The following is a 19911-nucleotide window of genomic DNA, read 5'->3' on the forward strand; positions in this document are numbered from 1 at the left end:
TAATAATCGGGATACGCTATTCACGTCGTACAATGGCGATCAACCTTTTGAACTCCATATCGTCGGTGTCTCGCTTCCAGAAGTTTATAAAACGAGCCACCACCTGTAAATTTCCGGTTTCATAATGACCATTGCTGTCAATTCGATCCAGAGACGGTCGCAACTGGTCGTCTGAACCGTCGAACTGCAAAGTGAGACCCGTGATTGCGCAATGATTGCCGGTTTCGTCTAGTAACTCGTTTAGATGCGTAATAAGGGCCTCTTTGGATAGCCGGAGGTCTTTGTTTTTAACTGTGCGCTCAATGGTCTGTCCATACGACTGCTTTGCGGTTTGCTCGGCTTGGTTTGCCATACTCCAGATTGCCTTGAATCTTGCATCCTTGATTTCACCATTATTAAGGCGCTCTAACTTGCTAACCCACCAAAGAGCATCCAATGTCCACAGATCAACGCCTAGATCTTTGGATAAGCCGATCAATTTCGTATTGATGATTTCGTATTTCTTCCCAAATGATGAGTTTGGCGGGAAGCTGGGCCAAATGCCGCGATCACGCATCTCCGGCTCACTGGTCCCATTCCAAACGCCATAGCGATCAGGATACGCTAGGAGCAACATCGGCGTGAGTGTGGCCGCGCCGACGCCATCAACCATGGACAAAGCCGTGTCGAACCTGTCCGAAAGCAGTGCAGTTTCATCAACAAGAATGGAGATAGCCGAACGCAGGTTGTCCATGTCATTTGCTGCTGTGCGGCCGAGGCGCTCTAACCCTGACCAATGGTGATTGTGCTTAAGACTCAGGAAATCAAGGTAGTCTTGATGCATTAGGCTAGAAGGATCGCGGAAAAGCGGCCCGAAGCGCCTCAATACCTCATCACGTTTGTGAACAGAGCGATGAATGTCTGGTAGGCTAAGAGCTTTTTTTAAATCAAACGCCATGGATTTATTCCTTTAAAAATTATGTAGATGCTACCGAACACAAATATGTGGATCAAGCCCCCTATCCCCCTCCGCAATAATCCATCCCCCCTTCTGCATCCTTGCGCAACATTCGCGCGAAATGTCGCGGCTCGCCCCCTTCAATCTTTCGATCTGCCTTTGTAGGTTGCCCGCGATTTGACGTGGGGCGTTTTCCCCCGCGCGCCTTTTGGAGGATACACCTATGGATCGTCGTTCTTTTCTGAAAACCTCTGCACTGGGTGGGGCGTCTGCCGCCGCCGCCGGTCTGGCCGCTCCGGCGGTGGCCCAAGGTGCACCGCGCACATTGACCATGGTGTGTTCCTGGCCGCGCGGTCTGGCGGGGGTGTGGGATGCGGTCGAACGCTTTGTCGACAACGTGCAAACCATGTCGGGTGGCTCGCTGGCGATCGACGCACGTGCGGCGGGCGAGCTTGTTGGCGGGCTTGAAGTGTTTGACGCCGTGACCGCCGGTCAGGCCGATATGTACCACGCCGCAGACTACTATTTCACCGGTCAGCATCCGGCTTGGGCCTATTACACCACGGCCCCTTTCGGCATGACCGCGCCGGAAATGATGAGCTGGTATTACGGCATGGGCGGCAAGGATTTGCACCAACAGTTGGGCGATGTCTTTGGTTTGCACACTTCGATTGCGGGTCAAACCGGCGCGCAAGGTGGCGGTTGGTTCCGCAAGGAAATCAAATCGGTTGCCGATTTTCAGGGTCTGAAATTCCGCATGCCGGGTCTGGGCGGCGAAGTGGTCGGCAAACTCGGCGCTTCGGTTCAGGTGATGGCGGCGGGCGAGATTTACCAAGCGCTCTCCTCGGGCGCATTGGACGGCACCGAATGGGTCGGGCCGTGGTCGGACGAAAAACTCGGCCTGCAAGAGGTCTGTCAGTTCTTCTATCCGGCGGGCTTTCACGAGCCGGGCTCTGCCCTGTCGGTCAACACCAATCTTGAGGTGTTCGACAGCCTGAGCCCCGCCGAGCAGCGCATTCTCGACGTGGCCGCCGCCGAATGTCACCAGTTCGACTACGCCTTGTTCATCGCCAACAACGGCCCGGCGTTGGGGCGGTTGATCAGCGGCGGCACCCAGATCAAGGAATTCTCCGACGATGTTTGGGACGCTTACGGCGCGGCCTCCAAAGAGGTGTTGGACCAATATATGGATGACGAGATTTTCGCCGAAACCCGCGCGGCTTATGAATCCGCGATGGGGGAGATTTCGGGTTGGACCGGACGTTCGGACAGCGTTTACACCGCCCAACGCAACCGGGTTTTGGCGACACTTTAACCCGTTTGATCCGTTCTGAGACGATGAACGCGCATCCCTTTTGGGGTGCGCGTTTTTTTATGCGTCAATAGGGGGCTGATCTCTGAATGCCCGGTCTGGATGCCCCGATGTGATCCAGATCAAGGTGAGGGTTGGCTGAATATGCGCTTATGCGCATAAAGGAGTGCCCTCATGATTCTGCCCATCCTCTCCGCTCTCGCAGACCCCACCCGCCTTGAGGCGATACGCCTTTTGTCGGATGGCGGCGAGCACTGTGTCTGTGAATTGATGCGGCGTGTTGGGGCGACGCAAAGCCGGATGTCGCGACACATGCAGGTGCTCAAACAAGCGGGGCTGGTTTTGGATCGGCGCGATGCGCAATGGGTGCGCTATCGCGTTAACCCGGACCTGTCGCCCGAGGTCAGGGCGGTTCTGGATGCGGTGTGTCACGCCGCGCAGAGCGCTCAAAGGAGTGCAGCATGAATTCAGATCTTACACACCCGTCGCACCCGTCACGCCCGGATTGGCTCTGGCATTTGGGCGTTGTCGCCGCGGTCGCACTGTGGTGGATGCTCTATCATCAGCTCGCCCCACTGGCCGAGTGGATCACGGGTCTGTTGCCGGTGGCGCGTCACAGCCACACCGGCGAAGCCATCGCGTTTTTCCTTTATGATGTGCCGAAAGTGATGATGCTTTTGACGCTGATCGTCTTTGCCATGGGCGTGGTGCGCAGCTTTTTCTCCCCGGAGAAAACCCGCGCGCTTCTGTCCGGCAAACGCGAGGGCGTGGGCAATATTTTTTCGGCGGGGCTTGGTATTTTGACGCCGTTTTGTTCCTGTTCTGCCGTGCCGCTGTTCATCGGATTCGTGTCCGCAGGCGTGCCTTTGGGTGTGACCTTTTCCTTCCTGATCGCCGCGCCGATGGTCAATGAGGTGGCGCTTGTGCTGCTGTTTGGTTTGGTTGGCTGGCAAGTGGCGGCGACCTATCTGGCCTTTGGGCTGGGCATCGCCATCGTCGCCGGGTTTATCATTGGAAAATTACACCTCGAAGGCTGGTTGCAGGACTGGGTGCGCGACATTCATTCCGGCGCGTCCGCCTCGACCCAGATCGCGGGCGAAAGCATGACGATGATCGAACGCTACCGGGCGGGGACCCAAGCCGTGTGGGAGATTTTTGGCAAGGTCTGGCTCTGGATTCTGTTGGGCATCGCGATGGGCGCGCTGATCCATGGTTATGTGCCCGAGGATTTCATGGTGAAAATCATGGGCGCCGAGGCGTGGTGGTCCGTGCCCGCCGCCGTGATTATGGGCATTCCGATGTATACGAATGCCGCTGGGGTGATCCCGATTGTCGAGGCCTTGTTGGGCAAAGGCGCGGCGCTTGGCACGGTCTTGGCCTTTATGATGAGCGTCATCGCGCTCTCGCTGCCTGAAATGATCATTCTCAAACAGGTGCTGACCTATCGCCTCATCGCCGTCTTTATCGGTATCGTCGGCAGCGGTATTTTGGCCGTGGGGTTCCTGTTCAATCTGATTTTCTAAGCTGATCTTCTGAAAGGAGACATCTGATGACATCCGTAAAAGTCTATGGTCCCGGCTGCAAACGCTGTGAAACCACGGTCGATATGGTCCGCGATGCGGCGGCCAAATTGGGCCTTGAGATCGAGGTCGAAAAAATCACCGACCCAAAATCCATCGCCATGGCCGGGGTCATGTCGACGCCGGGGATCGCGATTGACGGCACGCTGGTCCATGCGGGCGGATTGCCGGATAAGACCAAACTTGAAGGCTGGTTGTCGGCCTGACGACCGGGGCGGGGATATAGGCCCTTTAAAACCGGCCCGTGCCCTGCAACACCCCATGCTCCATCGCGTAGCGCGTCAGCCCCGCGGTGGAGGAAATGCCCAGTTTGCGTTTGATGTTTTTGCGGTGGGTTTCGACCGTGCGCACGGAAATGTCGAGGGCTATGGCCACGTCCTTGTTGGATTTGCCTTGGGCCAGTTCCAACAGGATGGTTTGTTCGCGGTCGGTCAACGGTTCGCGCCCGTCGCGAATTTTCGTCGGTTTGATCGCCGCCTGCGCCCCGGTGCAAAGGTATTTCTCACCGTTCATCACCGCGTCAATCGCCTCTTTCACGTCCTCGGTCGGTACGTCTTTGAGCACATATCCCATCGCGCCATGTGACAGCGCCGCGCCGATGTATTCGGGGCCATCATGCATGGTGAGGATCAGGATACGGGTCTCTGGACGACGCTCCAGCAACAGTTCAGTTGCCGTCAGCCCCCCCATGCAGGGCATGTTGAGATCGAGCAAGATCACATCGGGGGCCAAGTTCATCACCTGATCCACCGCCTCCTGGCCATTGCAGAGAGTGCCAACAACATCGAGATCGTCAAAGGTTTCCAAAAGGGCGCGGATGCCTTCGGCCACCATCGGATGGTCGTCGACAATCAAGACGCGGGTCGGTGTTTCACTCATCGGGCACTTCCTACTGGGGCTGGGGGACGACTTGATCCTGCGGGCGTCAGGATATGCTTCAGCGGCACGGTGGCGTCAATGGCGGTGCCGGGCGAGAGGCTGTAGATGGTCAGCGTGCCGCCAAGCTGCTCCATCCGCTCGGCCATATTGCGCAGGCCCAGCCCGCGTCCGGCTTTGGCCCGCTCCGCCATGTCAAAGCCGCGCCCGTCATCGGAGATCAACAAGGTCGCCCCGGTGCGGTGCCCGGCCAGTTTGATCGTGACCTCGGTGGCCTCGGCGTGGCGTTCGATATTGGTCAGCGCCTCTTGGGCAATGCGGAACAGGGCGATGCGGGCCTCTTCGTCCAAGCGGTTGCGAAACACCACGGTTTCCAATTCGGTTTTGATGCCGGTGCGGGTTTGGAACTCTTCTGTGAGGGCCTTGAGCGCCGGCCCAAGCCCCAGATCGTCCAAGACGCCGGGGCGCAGATCGCGCGAGATGCGGCGCACTTCGGTGATTGCCCCGCCCAACATCTCGACGCCGCGATCCAAACTGACGGGGGCGTTCGGGTCGTCCTTGGCCAATTGCCGCCGCGCCAATTCCAACGCATAGCGCACGCCAACCAAAATCTGGCTGATCCCGTCATGCAATTCGCGCGCCACCCGACCGCGTTCTTCTTCTTGGGTGTCGAAAATGCGCTGGGTCAGTTCTTTGAGTTTGGCATCGGCCAAACGGCGTTCGCGAATGGTGATCGTGACGCCCGACATAAACACCAAAAGCGTGGCGGCCATGGTGATTGCGCCGATATAGACGAAGGTGCGGCGGATGCGCGCCTCGACCTCGGCACGCGCGGCGGCGACTGACGTCAGCACATCGTCGATGAACACGCCGGTGCCAATCGCCCATTGCCAGTCTTGCAGTCCGACCACGTAGCTGATCATCTGTGCCTCTTTTCCGGTCGAAGGTTTCGGCCAAAGATAGCTGTGATACCCACCGCCTTGTTGCGCCAGAGTGATGAGTTCATCGACCACGGGCGTGCCAATGCTGTCGGCCAATCCGGTCCAGTTTTGAGTGATCAACCGTGTGTCGCGCGGAGCAACAAGATTGGTGCCATCATAGTCATAGACAAAGAAATAGCCGTCGATGCCATAGGTCATGGCCGACAGAATTTGCGTAACTTTGAGCTTGGCCTCTTCGTCATCGGGCGGTGCGGGATTGTATTCTGCAGTGATGGCCGCGCGGGCCAATTGCAGGTAGTTTTGCAACTCCTGCCGCTTGGCCGAAATCAGTTGTGCCTCCAGTTCGGAAATCTCGTGATCCGCCATGTTGCGCGATTGATCCGCCACCAAAACAGCAATCGCCGATACCGCCATCAACAACGGCAGGGTCGCCAGCAAAAACAATTTGCGCGCATAGGTGAGTTCGGGGATCAGGCGGGGCATTGAGAAGGAGGTCCTAAAAAGGGCTAAGAGGGCCAAGGGGCGGTCATGCAACGAATCAAAGGATAGCGGGGCGAGGGGACAGGTCAATCATCAGGCTTTTTCTGGCTTGGCCGCACGAAAATTGCGCTGAACCGGTGATGACGCGTCATAAAACCACCTTAGCTGCGTAGAGTTGGGTATTCAAACGCATGAGTGACGGCGTTAACGTCGCCCAACAAGCTCGGTTCGGTTTCGGCCGGATCTGGGGCGCGAGGGGGGTAAACGGGGGAGTGTCGCGGTCAGCCGCGAGTGCCGATCCTGATGCTGTCTGAAGGCCCTTACCATTCGCCATAGACTATTTTGGGAGGAAACCATCTATGGATCGTCGTTCTTTTTTGAAAACTTCTGCTCTTGGGGGCGCATCCGCCGCCGCAGCCGCTACACTGGCCGCGCCGATGTATGCACAGGGCAAACGCACGCTGACCATGGTCACCACATGGCCGCGCGGTCTTGCCGGTGTGTGGGATTCTGTTGAGCGCATTGCAGCCTCTGTCACGGCGCTGACCGATGGCGCGGTGACGATCGAACCGAAGGCCGCAGGCGAGCTCGTGGGCGGTCTCGAAGTGTTTGACGCCGTGACCGCTGGTCAGGCCGATATGTATCACGGTGCCGATTACTATTTCACCGGCCAACACCCGGCTTGGGCCTATTTCACCACTGTGCCCTTCGGCATGACCGCACCGGAAATGATGGTGTGGTACTACGGCATGGGCGGTATGGATTTGCACAGCAAGCTGGGCGAAATCTTTGGTCTTAAACCCTTTATCGCCGGTCAAACCGGGGCGCAGGGCGGCGGTTGGTTCCGCAAGGAAATCAAATCCGCCTCTGATTTCCAGGGTCTGAAATTCCGTATGCCGGGCCTGGGTGGTCAGGCTCTGTCCGAACTTGGCGCCTCTGTTCAGGTGCTTCCGGGCGGTGAGATCTACCAAGCGTTGTCCTCTGGCGCGCTCGATGGCACCGAATGGATCGGCCCGTGGTCGGATGAGAAACTCGGCCTGCAAGAGGTCTGTGATTTCTACTACCCTGCCGGGTTCCACGAGCCGGGTGCGGCGCTGTCCGTTGTCACCAACCTCGAAGTGTTCGACAGTCTGACCCCGTCGCAGCAAAAAGCCATCGAAATTGCATCCGGCGAAGGCCATCAGCACAACTACGCGCTGTTCATGGCCAACAACGGTCCGGCGCTTCAGCGTCTGATTTCTGCGGGCGTGCAGGTCAAAGAATTCTCTGACGATGTCTGGGATGCCTATGGGGCCGCCTCCAAAACCGTTCTCGATGGCTATATGAGTGATGAGCTGTTTGCCGAAATTCGCACCTCTGCTGAGGCCGCTATGGCTTCCACGTCTGGCTGGTCCGGCCGCTCTGACAGCGCCTACACCGCCCAGCGTGACCGCGTTTTGGCAAACCTCAAGTAAGTCATCGCAATGTGAAACAAACGAAAATGCGCGCGGTATTCGCGCGCATTTTGCGGCTTGAGTCATTGCCGCTGAGGCGTGGCAGGTATAAGGCACCGCCCAGACGCATTTAGAAAAGAACGGATCGCATCAGCCGGTCCGAAAAGGGGACAGCAACCATGGAAGAGCAGGCCAGCACATCTTTCTTTGGCGCGGTGTTCGACGGGCTTTTGGCCCTTGTCGTCAATCTCGGCCTTGGATTTTGGCACATCATTCAGGCCGTGACCCATCCGGGCGCATGGCTGGATTGGTCGAATAAAGAAAGCCTGTTGCGCTTTGTTTATTTTGGTGGGTCCAAAGAATTTCTGTTTGTTTTCTTAGACATCATCATCGTTATTAGCCTTGTCGGTTTTTTCTACCGCCCGTTTATGTGGGGGCTGGTGCGCGGGCTTGAGAAAATCACCAACACCGTTGGCCGCGTCGCCGCATGGGCTGGTCTTTTGATGGTGCTGCAACAGATCATGGTGGTTTTCCTTCAGTCGATCTTTCGGCTGGGCGAAATCACCATCGCGCCGTTTGGTGCGGGATTCACCCAATCGGTCGGCTGGTTTTCCGAAAGCCTGAAATTTGAAAACGCCCTCGTCGTCGCGCTTTGTGTGTCCTACGCTTTCGTGCAGGGCAGCCACGTGCGCGTCGATCTGGTCTATGCCGGGGTGTCGCACCGGGCGAAACGGTTGATCGACATGTTCGGCTCGCTGTTTTTCATGCTGCCGGTGGCATTTTTGACATGGATGTACGCATGGTTCTTTCTCTGGCGGCACCTGATCACCCCGAAAGTGTCGGCCTCTGACAAGCTTGAGTTGATGCTGCGCAAAGCGCGGATCGTGAAATGGAATGTCGAAACGGTATCGTTTTCGGCCAACGGGTTTAACGGCTATTTCCTGTTTAAAATCCTGATGCTGTGTTTCATCGGCCTCGTGATCCTTCAGGCGCTGGCGTTTTTCTACCGTTCCTATCTCGAATTTCTTGAGGGCGAAGAGTCGGCGGGCAAATATCTTGACCGAGACACGCTTGGCGCGGGCGAAGAAGCCTACGAAGGCACGCACTAATATGGAGCATTTTCAGGAAAAGTGGGCACCGGTTTTCCGGTCCGAAAATGTGACCAGAACAGAAGACTAAGAGGGATCAAAAACATGCTTTTCGGACTTGATGGCGTAGAAATCGGCCTCATCATCGTGTTCCTCTGTCTGTTCAGTGGAATTCTCACAGGCTTCCCGGTGGCCTTTGCCATCGGCGGCGCGGGGTTGTTGTCCTTTGGCATCATTGCCGCGTTGGACAGTGCCGGGATCTTGGTGCACCAAGCGCTTGATACCAATGCGCAGGCCTATCGTGATCTGGTCAATTCCGGGGTGAACCCGGTCACCATTTCGCATTTCAGATATCCAGACTTGCCCACCTATATGCAGCCCTTGTTTGAAGGCGGTTGGGAACAGGCGATTGATCGCAACCTGTCCTTTATCGTCAACCGGATGAACGAACGCGTCTTTGCGGGCGCTTCGATCGAAACGCTGTTGGCGGTTCTGATGTTCGTGATGATGGGGATCGTTCTGGAGCGGTCTAAAATTGCCAACGATCTGTTGACCACCATGGCGCGGGTCTTTGGCCCGATCCCCGGCGGTTTGGCCGTCTCCGTGGTCATCGTCGGTGCCTTTTTGGCCGCTTCGACCGGCATCGTGGGTGCGACCGTTGTGACCATGGGGCTTTTGTCGCTGCCGACCATGTTGCGGCACAATTATTCGCCTGAACTTGCCACCGGCGTCATTGCCGCCTCGGGCACGTTGGGGCAGATCATTCCGCCCTCCATCGTGATTGTGTTGCTCGGCACGCTCGCGGGCGATCTTTATTCCGCAGCCCAAGAGGCGCGGGCGCAGGCGGTGGGCTGTACCGATGCGTTGACCTATCTGGGCAAACCCGCCGTGGTGTCCGTGGGCACTTTGTTCCAAGCGGCGATGTTGCCGGGGATTTTCTTGGCCTTCCTCTATGCGCTTTATGCCTTTGGCTACGCGCTTTTGAACCCGCACAAAGCCCCGCCTGTGCATCTGTCACACACCAGCCATGAAACGATTACGCGCCGCGAAGGTCTGTTGTGGTTCTTGGCCATTCCGGTGATTTTGATCGGCGGCGCGATTGTCTTTGGTCAGGTCGGGATAGCGGGCAACCAATCGGTGTTGGTCAAGGAATACACCGATGCCGGCGCACGTGCCTCGCTGCGCACCAATGTGTCGGAGCAATGTGAAGCGGCGATGATCGAGCTTCATGGGCAAGAGGCGTGGAACACCGCGATTTCGGAACAGGCCGCGATTGAAGCCTCCGGTGGCGCTGTGGAAAGTGTTCAGCGCACCCCGGAAGAGATCGAACGCCTGACCGCCGTTGCAGTGGAGACCGCACCGAAACTGGGCAAGGGCTTGCTTACGGTGATGGTGTTGTTGAGCGTTGTCTTGGCCTTTGGCCGCGGCGTTGCACCCTCCGCCGATCCGCGTCCTTTGCTGATTGGGGCCGCTGGTATTGCGGGCATTTTGGCGATGGATGCGCTGTTTGTCAGCCCGCTGACCAGTTCCGGCACCGCCGCGCTCTATTACCTGATCCCGGCGCTTTTGATGGCCTATGGTCTCAAAGAAGCGGCGATGCGGTTGGGTAAAAACGAGCTGTTCCGCGTGGTTTTCCCGCCGCTTGTGTTGATCGTGGCCGTGCTTGGCTCGATCTTGGGGGGGGTGACCAACCCGACACCTGCCGCAGGTCTTGGGGCCGGGGGCGCGATCCTTTTGGCGGCTTACCGCAAATTGGCCGATCATCATAAATCCGGCAAAATCATTTTGGGGGCGGCGTTTTCCGTCGTCATCATGATCCTGATCGGGTCGAATTTCGACCTGCGTCTGGGCCGGGGCGATGTGCCGTTTGAAGATTGGGCGGCCTATATCGTCGCGCTCGTGGCCTTCTACTACGCGATGTTCGGCATTCTCTATGCCTGCTGGGTGTTGTGGGGGGATGGCACTTTGGGGATCGTGGTGCGTGAAACCGCCAAGGTCACGTCGATGGTCTTCACCATCCTTATTGGCTCGCAATTGCTGAACCTCGTGGTGATCTCGTTTGGTGGCGAACATTACATCCAAAGTTTCCTGCGCTCGTTCGACAATGAATTCACCGTCTTCCTTTTGGTCATGCTGGTGCTGTTTTTCTTGGGCTTTGTGTTGGACTTCTTGGAGATCATCTACATCGTTGTGCCCATCGTTGGGCCGGTGATCTACGGCGGCACGATGGACCCGAAATGGGTGACGATCATGATCGCGGTCAACCTTCAGACCTCCTTCCTGACGCCGCCCTTTGGCTTTGCTCTGTTCTACCTGCGCGGGGTGGCTCCGCCCTCCGTGACCACCGGGCACATCTATCGCGGGATCATCCCCTTTGTGCTCATTCAGGTTATCGGGCTTGGCATCCTCTGGACCTTCCCTGACATTGTCACGATTGTTCCGAACCTATTGGCAAAATAGAGCCTTTTGACGGGCCTGTGACAGCCTCCCAAAGCCCCGCCCTTGTGCGGGGCTTTTTTTATGATCGAAAATAGGGTTTGTGGGATTTGAATTTATCCGATAAAAATACTCAGGAAATAAATCGAAGGATTTTCCATGTCATATTCTCCCTACGATCCCTTTGGTCTTGATCGCGCCCAAGAGGCCGAGGGCGCGGAGCCGGTTGGACGGATCGACCAACTCGACGACCAAGGCCGCATGGTCGTGGCTTTGATGCGAGGCGCGCAGTTTGCGGCCAAGGACAGCGACATCGCCAAGGTTTACGGCCAGATGATGATGGTCTTTGAACGCCACGCGCGCCGGCCTTTGATGCGGCATCACCCGGACTGTGCCTGTCTGGGGGCGGATGAGGCGGTGATGGCGCGGTTTGTTCGCCTTGCGGCGCGGGGCGCACGCGAGGACGCGGCTTTGATGGCGATGCTGTTGATCCGTGCCGACATCGCATCTATGGCGGTGTCTTTGGCCGAACAATTGGGGCTTTTGATTCAAGCGGCTGCCCGCGTTGACGCCCATGCGATGCGTCCGCGTGGGGCTTATCACTAACACGATACGGCTTTAATACTCCGACCGAGGCTCACGGGAGGGGTGGGGCACAGTATGGGTGTCCGGTAGGTCGATCTTGGCCACCTGTTGCGCGATGGGTTCGGATTCAAGCGGATGGGCCTCAGCGGCGAAATCCTCCGGGTCGATCATGTCGACCCATTGACCGCCCTGATAGACCTCCAGCGCCGAGAACCGCGCCTTATAGCCCATTTTGGGCGAACCCGGCACCCAATAGCCCAGGTAGACATAGGGCAGGCCCGCCTCGCGGGCGATTTCGATATGATCCAGGATCACATAGGTGCCAAGGCTGTCCTTGACCAAATCGGGTTTGTAAAACGAATAGACCATAGAGAGGCCGTCATCCAACAGATCGGTCAAACAGGTCGCCGCCAATTCGCGTGGCGTGCCCCCCCGTGAGGTGATGTAATATTCGATGACGCGGGTGCGGATCGGCGTTTCTTCGATCATCGCGGCGAATTCAAACACGTCCATATCGGCCATGCCGCCGTCGGCATGTCGGGTCTCAAGATAGTCGCGAAACAGTTCAAATTGCGCCTCAGTGGCCCAAGGGCTGGTGGCGGCGCGTTTGAGATAATTGTTCTTGTTGATCGCGCGCCGTTGCGATCGCGATGGTTTGAAATCGGCCACCCGGATGCGGGCGGACATGCAGGCGCTACAATCGGCGCAGGTCGGACGGTACAACACGTTTTGTGACCGACGGAACCCCTGTTTCGACAGGCTGTTGTTGAGTTGATCGGAGCTCTCGCCCTGCAAGGAGGTGAACAGTTTGCGTTCCATCCGGCCCTCAAGATAGGGGCAGGGCTGCGGAGCCGTCACATAGAACTGCGGCGCGAGGGGGAGGGTATGACGCATAAAGTCGACTTAGGATGATTTCACAAAGGGCGCGTTCACGGCACGCAAAGGGAAGGTAGCAAGTCCTGACCCACGCGCCAAGCCCCCGATCACATTGCAGTAAATTCATCTGCGAGTTTTGTCCCTAAAACGCGACAAAAGGGCGCAAAATGCGCCCTTTGCTCTCATTTTCCGACAGTTTGGGACTCGGATTTAATAGTCAGAGGGCCGATTGATTGCCGCCGACCCCATAATCAGGTCGCTGAGCCCCTGTTTGCGCCCGGTTGTCAGCATCAACACAACTGAGATCACCTGCGGCAGGCCCATCGTACACCAGACGGTGAACAGCCCGGTGTGCAACAGCGCCATGCCAAGATCAAAGCGCTCGCCTTTTGAGGTGCGAAACTCGATCCCCATCAGCCGCATCCCCAGCGTGGCTGAGCCATTTGTCAGGGTGACGACCCGATAGGCAAACCCGACCACTGCCACCAGAAAGGGGAAAAAGAAAATCCCGGTGAAGGCGGTAAACGGTACGATCATTGCCGCGATCAAGGTGGTGACGATCAGGTCCACAACAAAGGCAAGCGCACGTTTGGTGGGGACGGCGTCGTAAAACCCCGGCTGGCGTTCCGGGTCGGGAAGGCCCCAAAGGGCGGTGTCATCGTGGAACATGGTCTCACTCATATTTCTGTGTCAGGTCGGTTTGACGGGTTTCAGGGCTTGGCTGGGATGGGCAAACTCAGGGGCGAGTCTGCCCGATCTCGGGTGTGTGGCTCAAGCGTCTTCTTTATCGGCACTTTCGTCATGATCTTTGGCGCGTGCCTCAGATGCCTTTTTCACGCGGTCTTCCATGAATTGGTCAAACTCGGCCTTGTCCTTTGCGGCGCGCAGGCGCTCAAGAAAGGATTCGAATTGATCCTGCTCTTCTTCCAGGCGCATCAACGTCTCGGTCTTATAGGCGTCAAAGGCGCTGTTGCCAGACGGGCGCGCGGCGGCGCGGGCGGCACGGAAGGTTTCGCCATGGGAGCCACAGCGATGAGTGCGGTGATGAGAGCGATTTTTACAAGCGAACATTTTTTTACCCCAGATCATGTAAAAGAGAAGTGCGAGGCCAACCGGCCAGACGAAGACGAAGCCAAGGACCATTGCGGCGATCCAGGCCCCTTTGCCCTTATCGTCAAGCCAGCCTTCGGCGCGACGGAACCAGCCCATAGGGCGATCCTGAGCGGTGTAGGTGGAGGTGACGTCGGTCATTGATGAACCCTTTCGGAAGGTTGTGATGTTTGATGTGAATGTCTTTCACATTACCAAAATGGGTTCGCCGGGTTTCTGGTGCAAGGGTTTATGTGAATGTTTTTTACATTAATTTGAAAATGTAATTATAAATAATGGCTTAGGTGCCTTTTATGGGAAACGGTTACTGTTGTCCCTGATGTGAGGTTGTGTTTGACTGCCGATATAGGATGATATGTCCTCCAAATTTGAACAAGGGTATTAAATGTGACTGTAGATGTGAAACTGCCCCAAATCGGCTCGTGCCGATGCGGTGAGGTGATGCTTGAGGTGGCAAAGGCCCCGATCATGACTGCGGCCTGTCATTGTCGCGGCTGTCAGAAAATGAGCGCCAGCGCCTTTTCCTTGACCGCGATGGTACCTGCCGAAGGCTTTCGCGTCGTCAGTGGCGACGTGGTAAAGGGCGGCATTCAGGGGCCTGAGTTGGATCATTATGTCTGCCCCTTCTGCAAGACCTGGATGTTCACTCGCATCACCGGCTTTGACGCGGTGGTCAATGTGCGGCCGACCCTGTTTGAGGTCGCTGAATGGACCGTTCCGTTCATCGAAACGATGACCTCGGCCCGGTTGCCTTGGGTGCGTATCCCGGTCCAGCACAGTTTTGAGGGGATGCCCGATCCGGCGCAATTCCCGGCGCTGCTTGCGGCCTACGCGACGCGCGTTTGACGCTTCACTTGTGAACATCGCCATCCGGCCCCTGCGAGTGTCGCCAAATCTGCCGGTGCGATCGCAAAATATGGATTGAGCGGCCCGCCGCCTTGAGCGCCGTTTCGGCACGGTGAGGCTTTCGGACATCGGTGGCACCATCTGATTTACCGCACCAAACCATGTCGATTTGGGTTGCGCAAGACGTGCAATCGGCCATGCTCGGGACAAGATTTCAGGAGGAACCATGTCCGACATCAGCGCCGTGTCCCGTCGCATCACCCGCCTGCCGCGCGCCTATGATCCCGAGCGTGGCTCCGAGGCGGCCGAGGCCGTCGCGGGGCTGACCAAAGACGAAATCGCCCTGGTTGAAGGCGCGGCGGGATCTGCGCCCTATCTGCATGGTTTGGTGTTGAAAGAGGCGGCGTGGCTGATGCCTGCTTTTGACGACCCGATGCGCGCGCTGTCCGATGAAATGGCCCGGATCGAGGTCTTGCCCTTTGACCAAATCGACCCCGGTCTGCGCCAAGCCAAACGGCGCATCGCACTTTTGGCGGCGCTCTGTGATCTGGGCGGGGTTTGGGCGCTCAGCGATGTCACCGGGTCGCTGTCTTTGCTGGCGGATCGGGCCTGTCATGTGGCGATGCGGGCGCATGTGGCGCGCGAAATCAAGCGTGGCAAAATCCCCGGTCAGACCGAAGATGACATCGAAAGCTGTGGCGGAATGGTGGCGCTGGCCATGGGCAAACATGGCGCGGCGGAGTTGAATTATTCCTCCGATATTGATCTGATTTGCCTGTTTGACGAAAGCCGTTTTGATGGCGTGGACCAGATGGAGGCGCGCGCGGGTTTTATCCGCGCCACCCGCCGCGCCATGGCCTCGCTGTCGGATTTGACCGGCGACGGCTATGTGTTTCGCACCGATCTGCGGCTGCGCCCGGACCCTTCGGTGACGCCGGTGTGTTTTTCGATGGACGCCGCCGAGCGCTATTACGAAAGCGTTGGCCGAACTTGGGAGCGCGCCGCCTATATCAAAGCCCGCGCCTGCGCCGGCGACATTGCAGCGGGGGAGCGGTTTTTGACCCAACTCACCCCTTTCGTGTGGCGCAAACACCTTGATTTCAATGCCATCCGCGAGACCCATGATATGCGGTTGAAAATCCGCGCTCATAAGGGGTTGGGCGGGGCGCTGAAACTTGAAGGGCACAATATGAAATTGGGTCTTGGCGGCATTCGCGAGATCGAATTTTTCGCCCAGACCCGACAGTTGATCGCGGGCGGACGTGACCCGGAGCTACGTGCGCGCGGGACCGTGCCGGCCTTGGCGAAACTGGCCGAAAAGGGCTGGGTCGAGGCGGAGGTGGCCGAGACGCTCAGCCGCGATTATGAGGCGCATCGCGAGGTCGAACACCGCCTGCAAATGCTGCGCGACGCTCAGACCCACAGCCTGCCCAACACGCCCGAGGAATTCGATCGTTTGGCTGCCCTGATGGGGACGACCACGGAGGCGATGCGCGCCGATCTGCGTGACCGCTGCCTGCGGGTGCATGGGTTGACCGAGGAGTTTTTTGCCCCCGGAGAGACCGCCCCCGCGCCGGATTTGCCGCCCGAACAGGAGGAAATCACCAAGCGTTGGTCAACCTATCCTTGCCTGCGCACACTGCGCGCGCAACAGATTTTTGACCGGCTCAAACCCGATCTTTTGGCGCGTATTCAACGGCTTGATCGTCCCGCCGAGGCGCTCACACATCTTGACGGCTTCTTGGCCGGACTGCCCGCAGGGGTGCAACTCTTTGCGCTGTTTGAGGCCAATCCGCAGTTGATTGACCTGATCCTCGACATCGTTTCCACCGCGCCGCATTTGGCCCGCTACCTGTCGCGCAACGCCAGCGTTTTGGACGCGGTCATCGGCGGATCGTTTTTTGCGCCTTGGCCGGGGCGGGCGGGGATCACGGCGGAGCTGTGTGAGGTGTTGGAACGCGCCGGAGATTATGAGCGGCAACTCGACACCTGCCGCCGCTGGGCCAAGGAATGGCATTTTCGCGTCGGTGTGCACCAGTTGCGCGATTTGATCACCGCAGATGAGGCGGGCGCGCAATATTGCGACCTCGCTGCGGCCTGTGTCGCCGCGCTTTACCCCCGCGTTGTGGCCGAATTTTCCGGCAAATATGGCCCGCCACCGGGCAAGGGGGCGATGGTTTTAGGCATGGGCTCATTGGGGGCGGGGCGACTGACGGCGGCCTCTGATCTGGACATGATCGTGATCTATGACGCGGATGGCGTTGAGGCCTCGGACGGCCCGCGCGTCTTGCCCGCGCGGACCTATTACGCCCGGCTGACCCAAGCTTTGATCACTGCGATGACCGCCCAAACCGCCGAAGGGCGGCTGTATGAGGTCGATATGCGGCTGCGCCCGTCGGGCAAACAGGGGCCTGTGGCAACCTCTTTTGAAAGCTTTGTAAACTATCAGAAAAACGAGGCCTGGGTCTGGGAGCATCTGGCGCTGACGCGGGGCACGGCGATTGCCGGGGATCAGGCTTTGGTGACGGCGGTCGAGGCGTTTCGCACCGAAATCCTGACCGCGCGGAAAGACGAGGCGCGTATCCGACAAGAGACCCAAGAGATGCGGCTGCGCTTGGCCGAGGCCAAACCCGGCTCGCTTTGGGATCCGAAAAACGGCCCCGGTCGGATGATGGACATCGAATTGAGTGCCGAAGCCGCCGCCTTGATCGCAGGTGCAGGCTGTCAGGACGTCTATGCGCAATTGCGCGCCGGGTTGGACTGTGGCTGGTTGACCGAGGCGGAACATGCGTTGCTTTGTGAGACCTATCGGTTGATGTGGCGGCTGCAATCGGCGGCCCGGCTTTTGACTGGCGAAAACCTGGACCCGGAGGCCGTGGGCGAGGGGGGGCGGGCGTTTTTGCTGCGCTCGAACGGGGCGGTGAGCATGGCGGCTTTGTCGGAGGAGGTGGCGGTGCGGGCGCGGGCGGCGGCGCTGACCTTGGATCAGGTGCTTGCGCGCCCGGCCTGCGAGGGATAGCACCGAGAAAGATGACGTGCGGGGGAATAGGAGACACCCATGGCCAGTTCGGATCAAAAGACGACCGCAGAGGTCACAGTCGACGCCGCGCTCGATCCCGGCGGGTTGATCCGGGAATCTTACCGGATTGACGGGCTCAGCATGTCCGAGGCGCGCTCGATTTTCCTCGATTGGGCGATCAAACTCGCGCCCGAACTTCAGCCCCAAATCGCCATTCGTCGCCTTTTGGCGCTCTATGCGCCCTATGGCGGCCCGTCGCATCCGATGACGGTTGTGTTGCAAGAGGGGTTGGGGGAGTTGGCGGAGGCACCGCACCGCCGGGGCGGATCGCGGGCGCGTCGCCCTTAAGGCAAAAGGGCCAGAGCGGCGGCTCTGACCCGGTTGTTTGACCCGTTTGGACCGCTCTAGCGGGGCAGGGCCGCCGCCTCGCGCGCCAGTTCTTCGATCGCTTTCCAATCGCCCTTGTTGACCAAATCCGTCGGTGCCACCCAAGAGCCACCGACACACATCGTGTTGGACAAGCTCAGGTATTCATTGGCATTTTTCAAAGAAATGCCGCCAGTCGGACAGAATTTCATTTGCGGCAAAGGTGCGCCGATGGCCTTGAGCGCGGGGGCGCCGCCATTGGCCTCAGCCGGGAAAAATTTCGCCACCGTGTAGCCGCGTTCCAACAGGCGCATCACGTCGGAGGCGGTGGAGGTGCCCGCCAAAAGCGGCAGATCGGCGGCCTCGCAGGCATCGAGCAACAGATCGGTTGCCCCCGGCGAGACGCCAAATGTCGCGCCCGCTGCAATCGCGGCAGTGACATCGGCGGGGGTCAAAAGTGTGCCGGCACCGACAACCCCGCCCTCGACTTTGGCCATTTCGCGGATCACGTCGAGCGCCACGGGCGTGCGCAACGTGACTTCGAGGGCGGGCAATCCGCCCGCGACCAAAGCCTCCGCCAAGGGGCGGGCATGGGCCACGTCATGGACCACGAGCACGGGCACCACGGGGGCGAGGGCACAGATTTCGGCGGCTTTCAGGCTTGCCTCTTGCGGGGTCATGGCGCGTCCTTTCGGGTCTGGAGGGTTGTCACCCTGTTAGCGCTAAATGCGTCGGAAATAAAGTCAAACTTGACGCGATTACGGCTTTGCGTGTGCATTGGGGCAGGGAGAGGGGGTGAGCGTTTTTGTCCAGTGCCCTGCGCGCCCCTTGTGTGGTGTTTGCGCCAACATAAGTGAGGCGAGACAGATTCAGATATAGTCCCCGGAGACCACGATGACGACAGATATTTCGGCGAAAACCGACACGCTTTTCCGCCCGTTTTCTTACAAATCCCTCAGCCTCAAAAACCGTATCGTCATGGCCCCGATGACGCGCGGCATGGCCCCCGAAGGCATCCCCGGTGCCGCCAACGCGGATTATTACGCCAAACGCGCCGCGCATGAGGTGGGGTTGATCCTGTCCGAGGGCACGGTGATCGACCGCCCGGCCTCGCGCAACTTGCCGGGGATTCCGTTTTTCCATGGTGACGCGGCTTTGGCGGGCTGGAAAGGCGTGATTGACGCGGTGCATGATAAGGGTGGCAAAATGGGGCCGCAGCTTTGGCACACCGGATCGACGCGCGCGGGCGCATGGGAACCCGAGGCCCCGGTAGAGAGCCCCTCTGGCTTGGTCGGCCCCGGTGATCCGCGCGGCGTGGCGATGTCTGAGGCCGATATCGAGGCGACAATCGCGGCCTTTGCCAAATCCGCCAAAGCGGCCAAGGATTTGGGCTTTGATGTTGCGGAATTGCACGGCGCGCATGGCTATTTGATCGATCAATTCTTCTGGTCCGGCACCAACCTGCGCGCGGATGCGTGGGGCGGCGAGACGATCGAGGCGCGTTCAAGGTTTGCGGTTGAGGTGGTCAAAGCGGTGCGCGCCGCTGTGGGGCCAGATTTTCCGATCATCCTGCGGCTGAGCCAATGGAAGCAACAGGATTATGCCGCCAAATTGGCCGTCGATCCGGCTGAAATGGAACGCTGGTTGCAGCCTTTGGTCGATGCGGGCGTTGACATCCTGCATTGTTCGCAACGCCGGTTCTGGGAACCTGAATTCCCCGAGGTGGATGGCGAAGACGGGCTGAACTTTGCCGGTTGGGCAAAGAAAATCACCGGGGTTCCGACAATCTCTGTCGGCTCCGTCGGCCTGTCGAGCGACTTCGGTGGGGCTTTCGCCGGGCAGGGCTCGGAGGTCACGCCGCTTGATAAGCTGGTGCGCCGGATGGAGAACGACGAGTTTGATCTGATCGCCGTGGGGCGTGCGCTTTTGGGCGATGCCCAGTGGGTCGAAAAGGTCAAGGCCGGGGCCATGGACCGGTTGCAAAACTTTGATGCAGCCGCTTTGGCGGAATTGGTCTAAAGATCGA

At 58.6% G+C, this 19911-nt stretch carries 19 protein-coding genes; 12 read left to right on the forward strand and 7 right to left on the reverse strand.

The features are described from left to right. Nucleotides 1–16: 16 nt before the first annotated feature. Nucleotides 17–937 carry a hypothetical protein gene (locus B30_RS08415; RefSeq protein WP_009571620.1) on the reverse strand — a complete coding sequence of 307 codons (921 nt, stop codon included), beginning with the start codon at nucleotides 935–937 and terminating at the stop codon, nucleotides 17–19. 223 nt (nucleotides 938–1160) lie between these two features. On the opposite strand from B30_RS08415, the gene B30_RS08420 reads away from it, so the two are divergent. From B30_RS08420 to B30_RS08435, 4 genes are all read left to right on the forward strand, one after another. Next, entirely contained in the window at nucleotides 1161–2252 is a 1092-nt protein-coding gene (locus B30_RS08420) for a TRAP transporter substrate-binding protein (protein ID WP_009571621.1), read from the forward strand. Nucleotides 2253–2423: 171 nt separating this feature from the next. Then, entirely contained in the window at nucleotides 2424–2714 is a 291-nt protein-coding gene (locus tag B30_RS08425; RefSeq protein WP_009571622.1) for an ArsR/SmtB family transcription factor, read from the forward strand. Then, entirely contained in the window at nucleotides 2711–3772 is a 1062-nt protein-coding gene (locus tag B30_RS08430) for a permease (RefSeq protein ID WP_009571623.1), read from the forward strand. The genes B30_RS08425 and B30_RS08430 overlap by 4 nt, the downstream gene beginning before the upstream one ends. A gap of 26 nt (nucleotides 3773–3798) precedes the next feature. Then, nucleotides 3799–4035, forward strand: a complete 237-nt coding sequence (locus tag B30_RS08435) for a thioredoxin family protein (protein ID WP_009571624.1) — start codon at nucleotides 3799–3801, stop codon at nucleotides 4033–4035. Between the two features lie 25 nt (nucleotides 4036–4060). Here B30_RS08435 and B30_RS08440 read toward each other — a convergent pair whose 3' ends face one another. Together B30_RS08440 and B30_RS08445 are read right to left on the reverse strand one after the other, a co-directional pair. Further along, entirely contained in the window at nucleotides 4061–4708 is a 648-nt protein-coding gene (locus B30_RS08440) for a response regulator transcription factor (protein ID WP_009571625.1), read from the reverse strand. Next, nucleotides 4705–6129: a cache domain-containing protein gene (locus tag B30_RS08445; RefSeq protein ID WP_009571626.1), complete on the reverse strand. Its 1425-nt coding sequence runs from the start codon at nucleotides 6127–6129 to the stop codon at nucleotides 4705–4707. Before B30_RS08445 ends, B30_RS08440 begins: the two co-directional genes overlap by 4 nt. Nucleotides 6130–6485: 356 nt before the next feature. On the opposite strand from B30_RS08445, the gene B30_RS08450 reads away from it, so the two are divergent. The 4 genes from B30_RS08450 (at nucleotide 6486) to B30_RS21345 (ending at nucleotide 11689) form a co-directional block, all read left to right on the forward strand. After that, the gene (locus B30_RS08450; RefSeq protein WP_009571627.1) at nucleotides 6486–7580 is read left to right on the forward strand and encodes a TRAP transporter substrate-binding protein; all 1095 of its coding nucleotides are present in this window, start codon (nucleotides 6486–6488) and stop codon (nucleotides 7578–7580) included. A 158-nt stretch (nucleotides 7581–7738) separates the two neighbouring features. Further along, nucleotides 7739–8668 carry a TRAP transporter small permease subunit gene (locus B30_RS08455; protein WP_009571628.1) on the forward strand — a complete coding sequence of 310 codons (930 nt, stop codon included), beginning with the start codon at nucleotides 7739–7741 and terminating at the stop codon, nucleotides 8666–8668. An 84-nt stretch (nucleotides 8669–8752) separates the two neighbouring features. Beyond that, a complete protein-coding gene (locus B30_RS08460) occupies nucleotides 8753–11107 on the forward strand; it encodes a TRAP transporter large permease (RefSeq protein WP_009571629.1) in 2355 nt (784 codons plus the stop codon). 135 nt (nucleotides 11108–11242) lie between these two features. After that, nucleotides 11243–11689, forward strand: coding sequence for a hypothetical protein (locus B30_RS21345; protein ID WP_009571630.1), 447 nt, complete (start codon nucleotides 11243–11245; stop codon nucleotides 11687–11689). Nucleotides 11690–11701: 12 nt separating this feature from the next. Here the strand turns inward: B30_RS21345 and B30_RS08470 are convergent, their stop codons facing one another. From B30_RS08470 to B30_RS08480, 3 genes are all read right to left on the reverse strand, one after another. After that, nucleotides 11702–12562 (reverse strand): arginyltransferase, encoded by an 861-nt coding sequence (locus B30_RS08470; protein WP_040402097.1) that lies wholly within the window; start codon nucleotides 12560–12562, stop codon nucleotides 11702–11704. 192 nt (nucleotides 12563–12754) lie between these two features. Then, nucleotides 12755–13213 carry an RDD family protein gene (locus tag B30_RS08475; protein ID WP_009571632.1) on the reverse strand — a complete coding sequence of 153 codons (459 nt, stop codon included), beginning with the start codon at nucleotides 13211–13213 and terminating at the stop codon, nucleotides 12755–12757. Nucleotides 13214–13315: 102 nt separating this feature from the next. Continuing rightward, nucleotides 13316–13795 carry a DUF2852 domain-containing protein gene (locus B30_RS08480; RefSeq protein ID WP_009571633.1) on the reverse strand — a complete coding sequence of 160 codons (480 nt, stop codon included), beginning with the start codon at nucleotides 13793–13795 and terminating at the stop codon, nucleotides 13316–13318. Between the two features lie 246 nt (nucleotides 13796–14041). On the opposite strand from B30_RS08480, the gene B30_RS08485 reads away from it, so the two are divergent. From B30_RS08485 to B30_RS08495, 3 genes are all read left to right on the forward strand, one after another. Next, entirely contained in the window at nucleotides 14042–14500 is a 459-nt protein-coding gene (locus B30_RS08485) for a GFA family protein (protein WP_040402098.1), read from the forward strand. A 226-nt stretch (nucleotides 14501–14726) separates the two neighbouring features. Continuing rightward, complete coding sequence (locus B30_RS08490) at nucleotides 14727–17519, forward strand: [glutamate--ammonia-ligase] adenylyltransferase (RefSeq protein WP_009571635.1); 2793 nt, start codon at nucleotides 14727–14729, stop codon at nucleotides 17517–17519. Nucleotides 17520–17558: 39 nt separating this feature from the next. Then, nucleotides 17559–17867: a hypothetical protein gene (locus tag B30_RS08495; protein ID WP_009571636.1), complete on the forward strand. Its 309-nt coding sequence runs from the start codon at nucleotides 17559–17561 to the stop codon at nucleotides 17865–17867. Between the two features lie 56 nt (nucleotides 17868–17923). On the opposite strand, the gene eda is transcribed toward B30_RS08495, so the two are convergent. Further along, nucleotides 17924–18565, reverse strand: a complete 642-nt coding sequence (gene eda / locus B30_RS08500) for a bifunctional 4-hydroxy-2-oxoglutarate aldolase/2-dehydro-3-deoxy-phosphogluconate aldolase (RefSeq protein ID WP_009571637.1) — start codon at nucleotides 18563–18565, stop codon at nucleotides 17924–17926. A gap of 214 nt (nucleotides 18566–18779) precedes the next feature. On the opposite strand from eda, the gene B30_RS08505 reads away from it, so the two are divergent. Continuing rightward, nucleotides 18780–19904, forward strand: a complete 1125-nt coding sequence (locus tag B30_RS08505; RefSeq protein ID WP_009571638.1) for an NADH:flavin oxidoreductase — start codon at nucleotides 18780–18782, stop codon at nucleotides 19902–19904. The last annotated feature ends 7 nt before the right edge of the window (nucleotides 19905–19911 follow it).

This window comes from Celeribacter baekdonensis B30 (genome assembly GCF_000299875.1).
GTDB lineage: Bacteria > Pseudomonadota > Alphaproteobacteria > Rhodobacterales > Rhodobacteraceae > Celeribacter > Celeribacter baekdonensis_A.

Coding starts and splice junctions, on each gene's coding strand:
- B30_RS08435 (WP_009571624.1), top strand. CDS start 3,799: ATGACATCCGTAAAAGTCTATGGTCCCGGCTGCAAACGCTGTGAAACC.
- B30_RS08440 (WP_009571625.1), bottom strand. CDS start 4,708: ATGAGTGAAACACCGACCCGCGTCTTGATTGTCGACGACCATCCGATG.
- B30_RS08470 (WP_040402097.1), bottom strand. CDS start 12,562: ATGCGTCATACCCTCCCCCTCGCGCCGCAGTTCTATGTGACGGCTCCG.
- B30_RS08490 (WP_009571635.1), top strand. CDS start 14,727: ATGTCCGACATCAGCGCCGTGTCCCGTCGCATCACCCGCCTGCCGCGC.
- B30_RS08430 (WP_009571623.1), top strand. CDS start 2,711: ATGAATTCAGATCTTACACACCCGTCGCACCCGTCACGCCCGGATTGG.
- B30_RS08415 (WP_009571620.1), bottom strand. CDS start 937: ATGGCGTTTGATTTAAAAAAAGCTCTTAGCCTACCAGACATTCATCGC.
- B30_RS21345 (WP_009571630.1), top strand. CDS start 11,243: ATGTCATATTCTCCCTACGATCCCTTTGGTCTTGATCGCGCCCAAGAG.
- B30_RS08455 (WP_009571628.1), top strand. CDS start 7,739: ATGGAAGAGCAGGCCAGCACATCTTTCTTTGGCGCGGTGTTCGACGGG.
- B30_RS08475 (WP_009571632.1), bottom strand. CDS start 13,213: ATGTTCCACGATGACACCGCCCTTTGGGGCCTTCCCGACCCGGAACGC.
- B30_RS08495 (WP_009571636.1), top strand. CDS start 17,559: ATGGCCAGTTCGGATCAAAAGACGACCGCAGAGGTCACAGTCGACGCC.
- B30_RS08460 (WP_009571629.1), top strand. CDS start 8,753: ATGCTTTTCGGACTTGATGGCGTAGAAATCGGCCTCATCATCGTGTTC.
- B30_RS08445 (WP_009571626.1), bottom strand. CDS start 6,129: ATGCCCCGCCTGATCCCCGAACTCACCTATGCGCGCAAATTGTTTTTG.
- B30_RS08425 (WP_009571622.1), top strand. CDS start 2,424: ATGATTCTGCCCATCCTCTCCGCTCTCGCAGACCCCACCCGCCTTGAG.
- eda (WP_009571637.1), bottom strand. CDS start 18,565: ATGACCCCGCAAGAGGCAAGCCTGAAAGCCGCCGAAATCTGTGCCCTC.
- B30_RS08450 (WP_009571627.1), top strand. CDS start 6,486: ATGGATCGTCGTTCTTTTTTGAAAACTTCTGCTCTTGGGGGCGCATCC.
- B30_RS08505 (WP_009571638.1), top strand. CDS start 18,780: ATGACGACAGATATTTCGGCGAAAACCGACACGCTTTTCCGCCCGTTT.
- B30_RS08480 (WP_009571633.1), bottom strand. CDS start 13,795: ATGACCGACGTCACCTCCACCTACACCGCTCAGGATCGCCCTATGGGC.
- B30_RS08420 (WP_009571621.1), top strand. CDS start 1,161: ATGGATCGTCGTTCTTTTCTGAAAACCTCTGCACTGGGTGGGGCGTCT.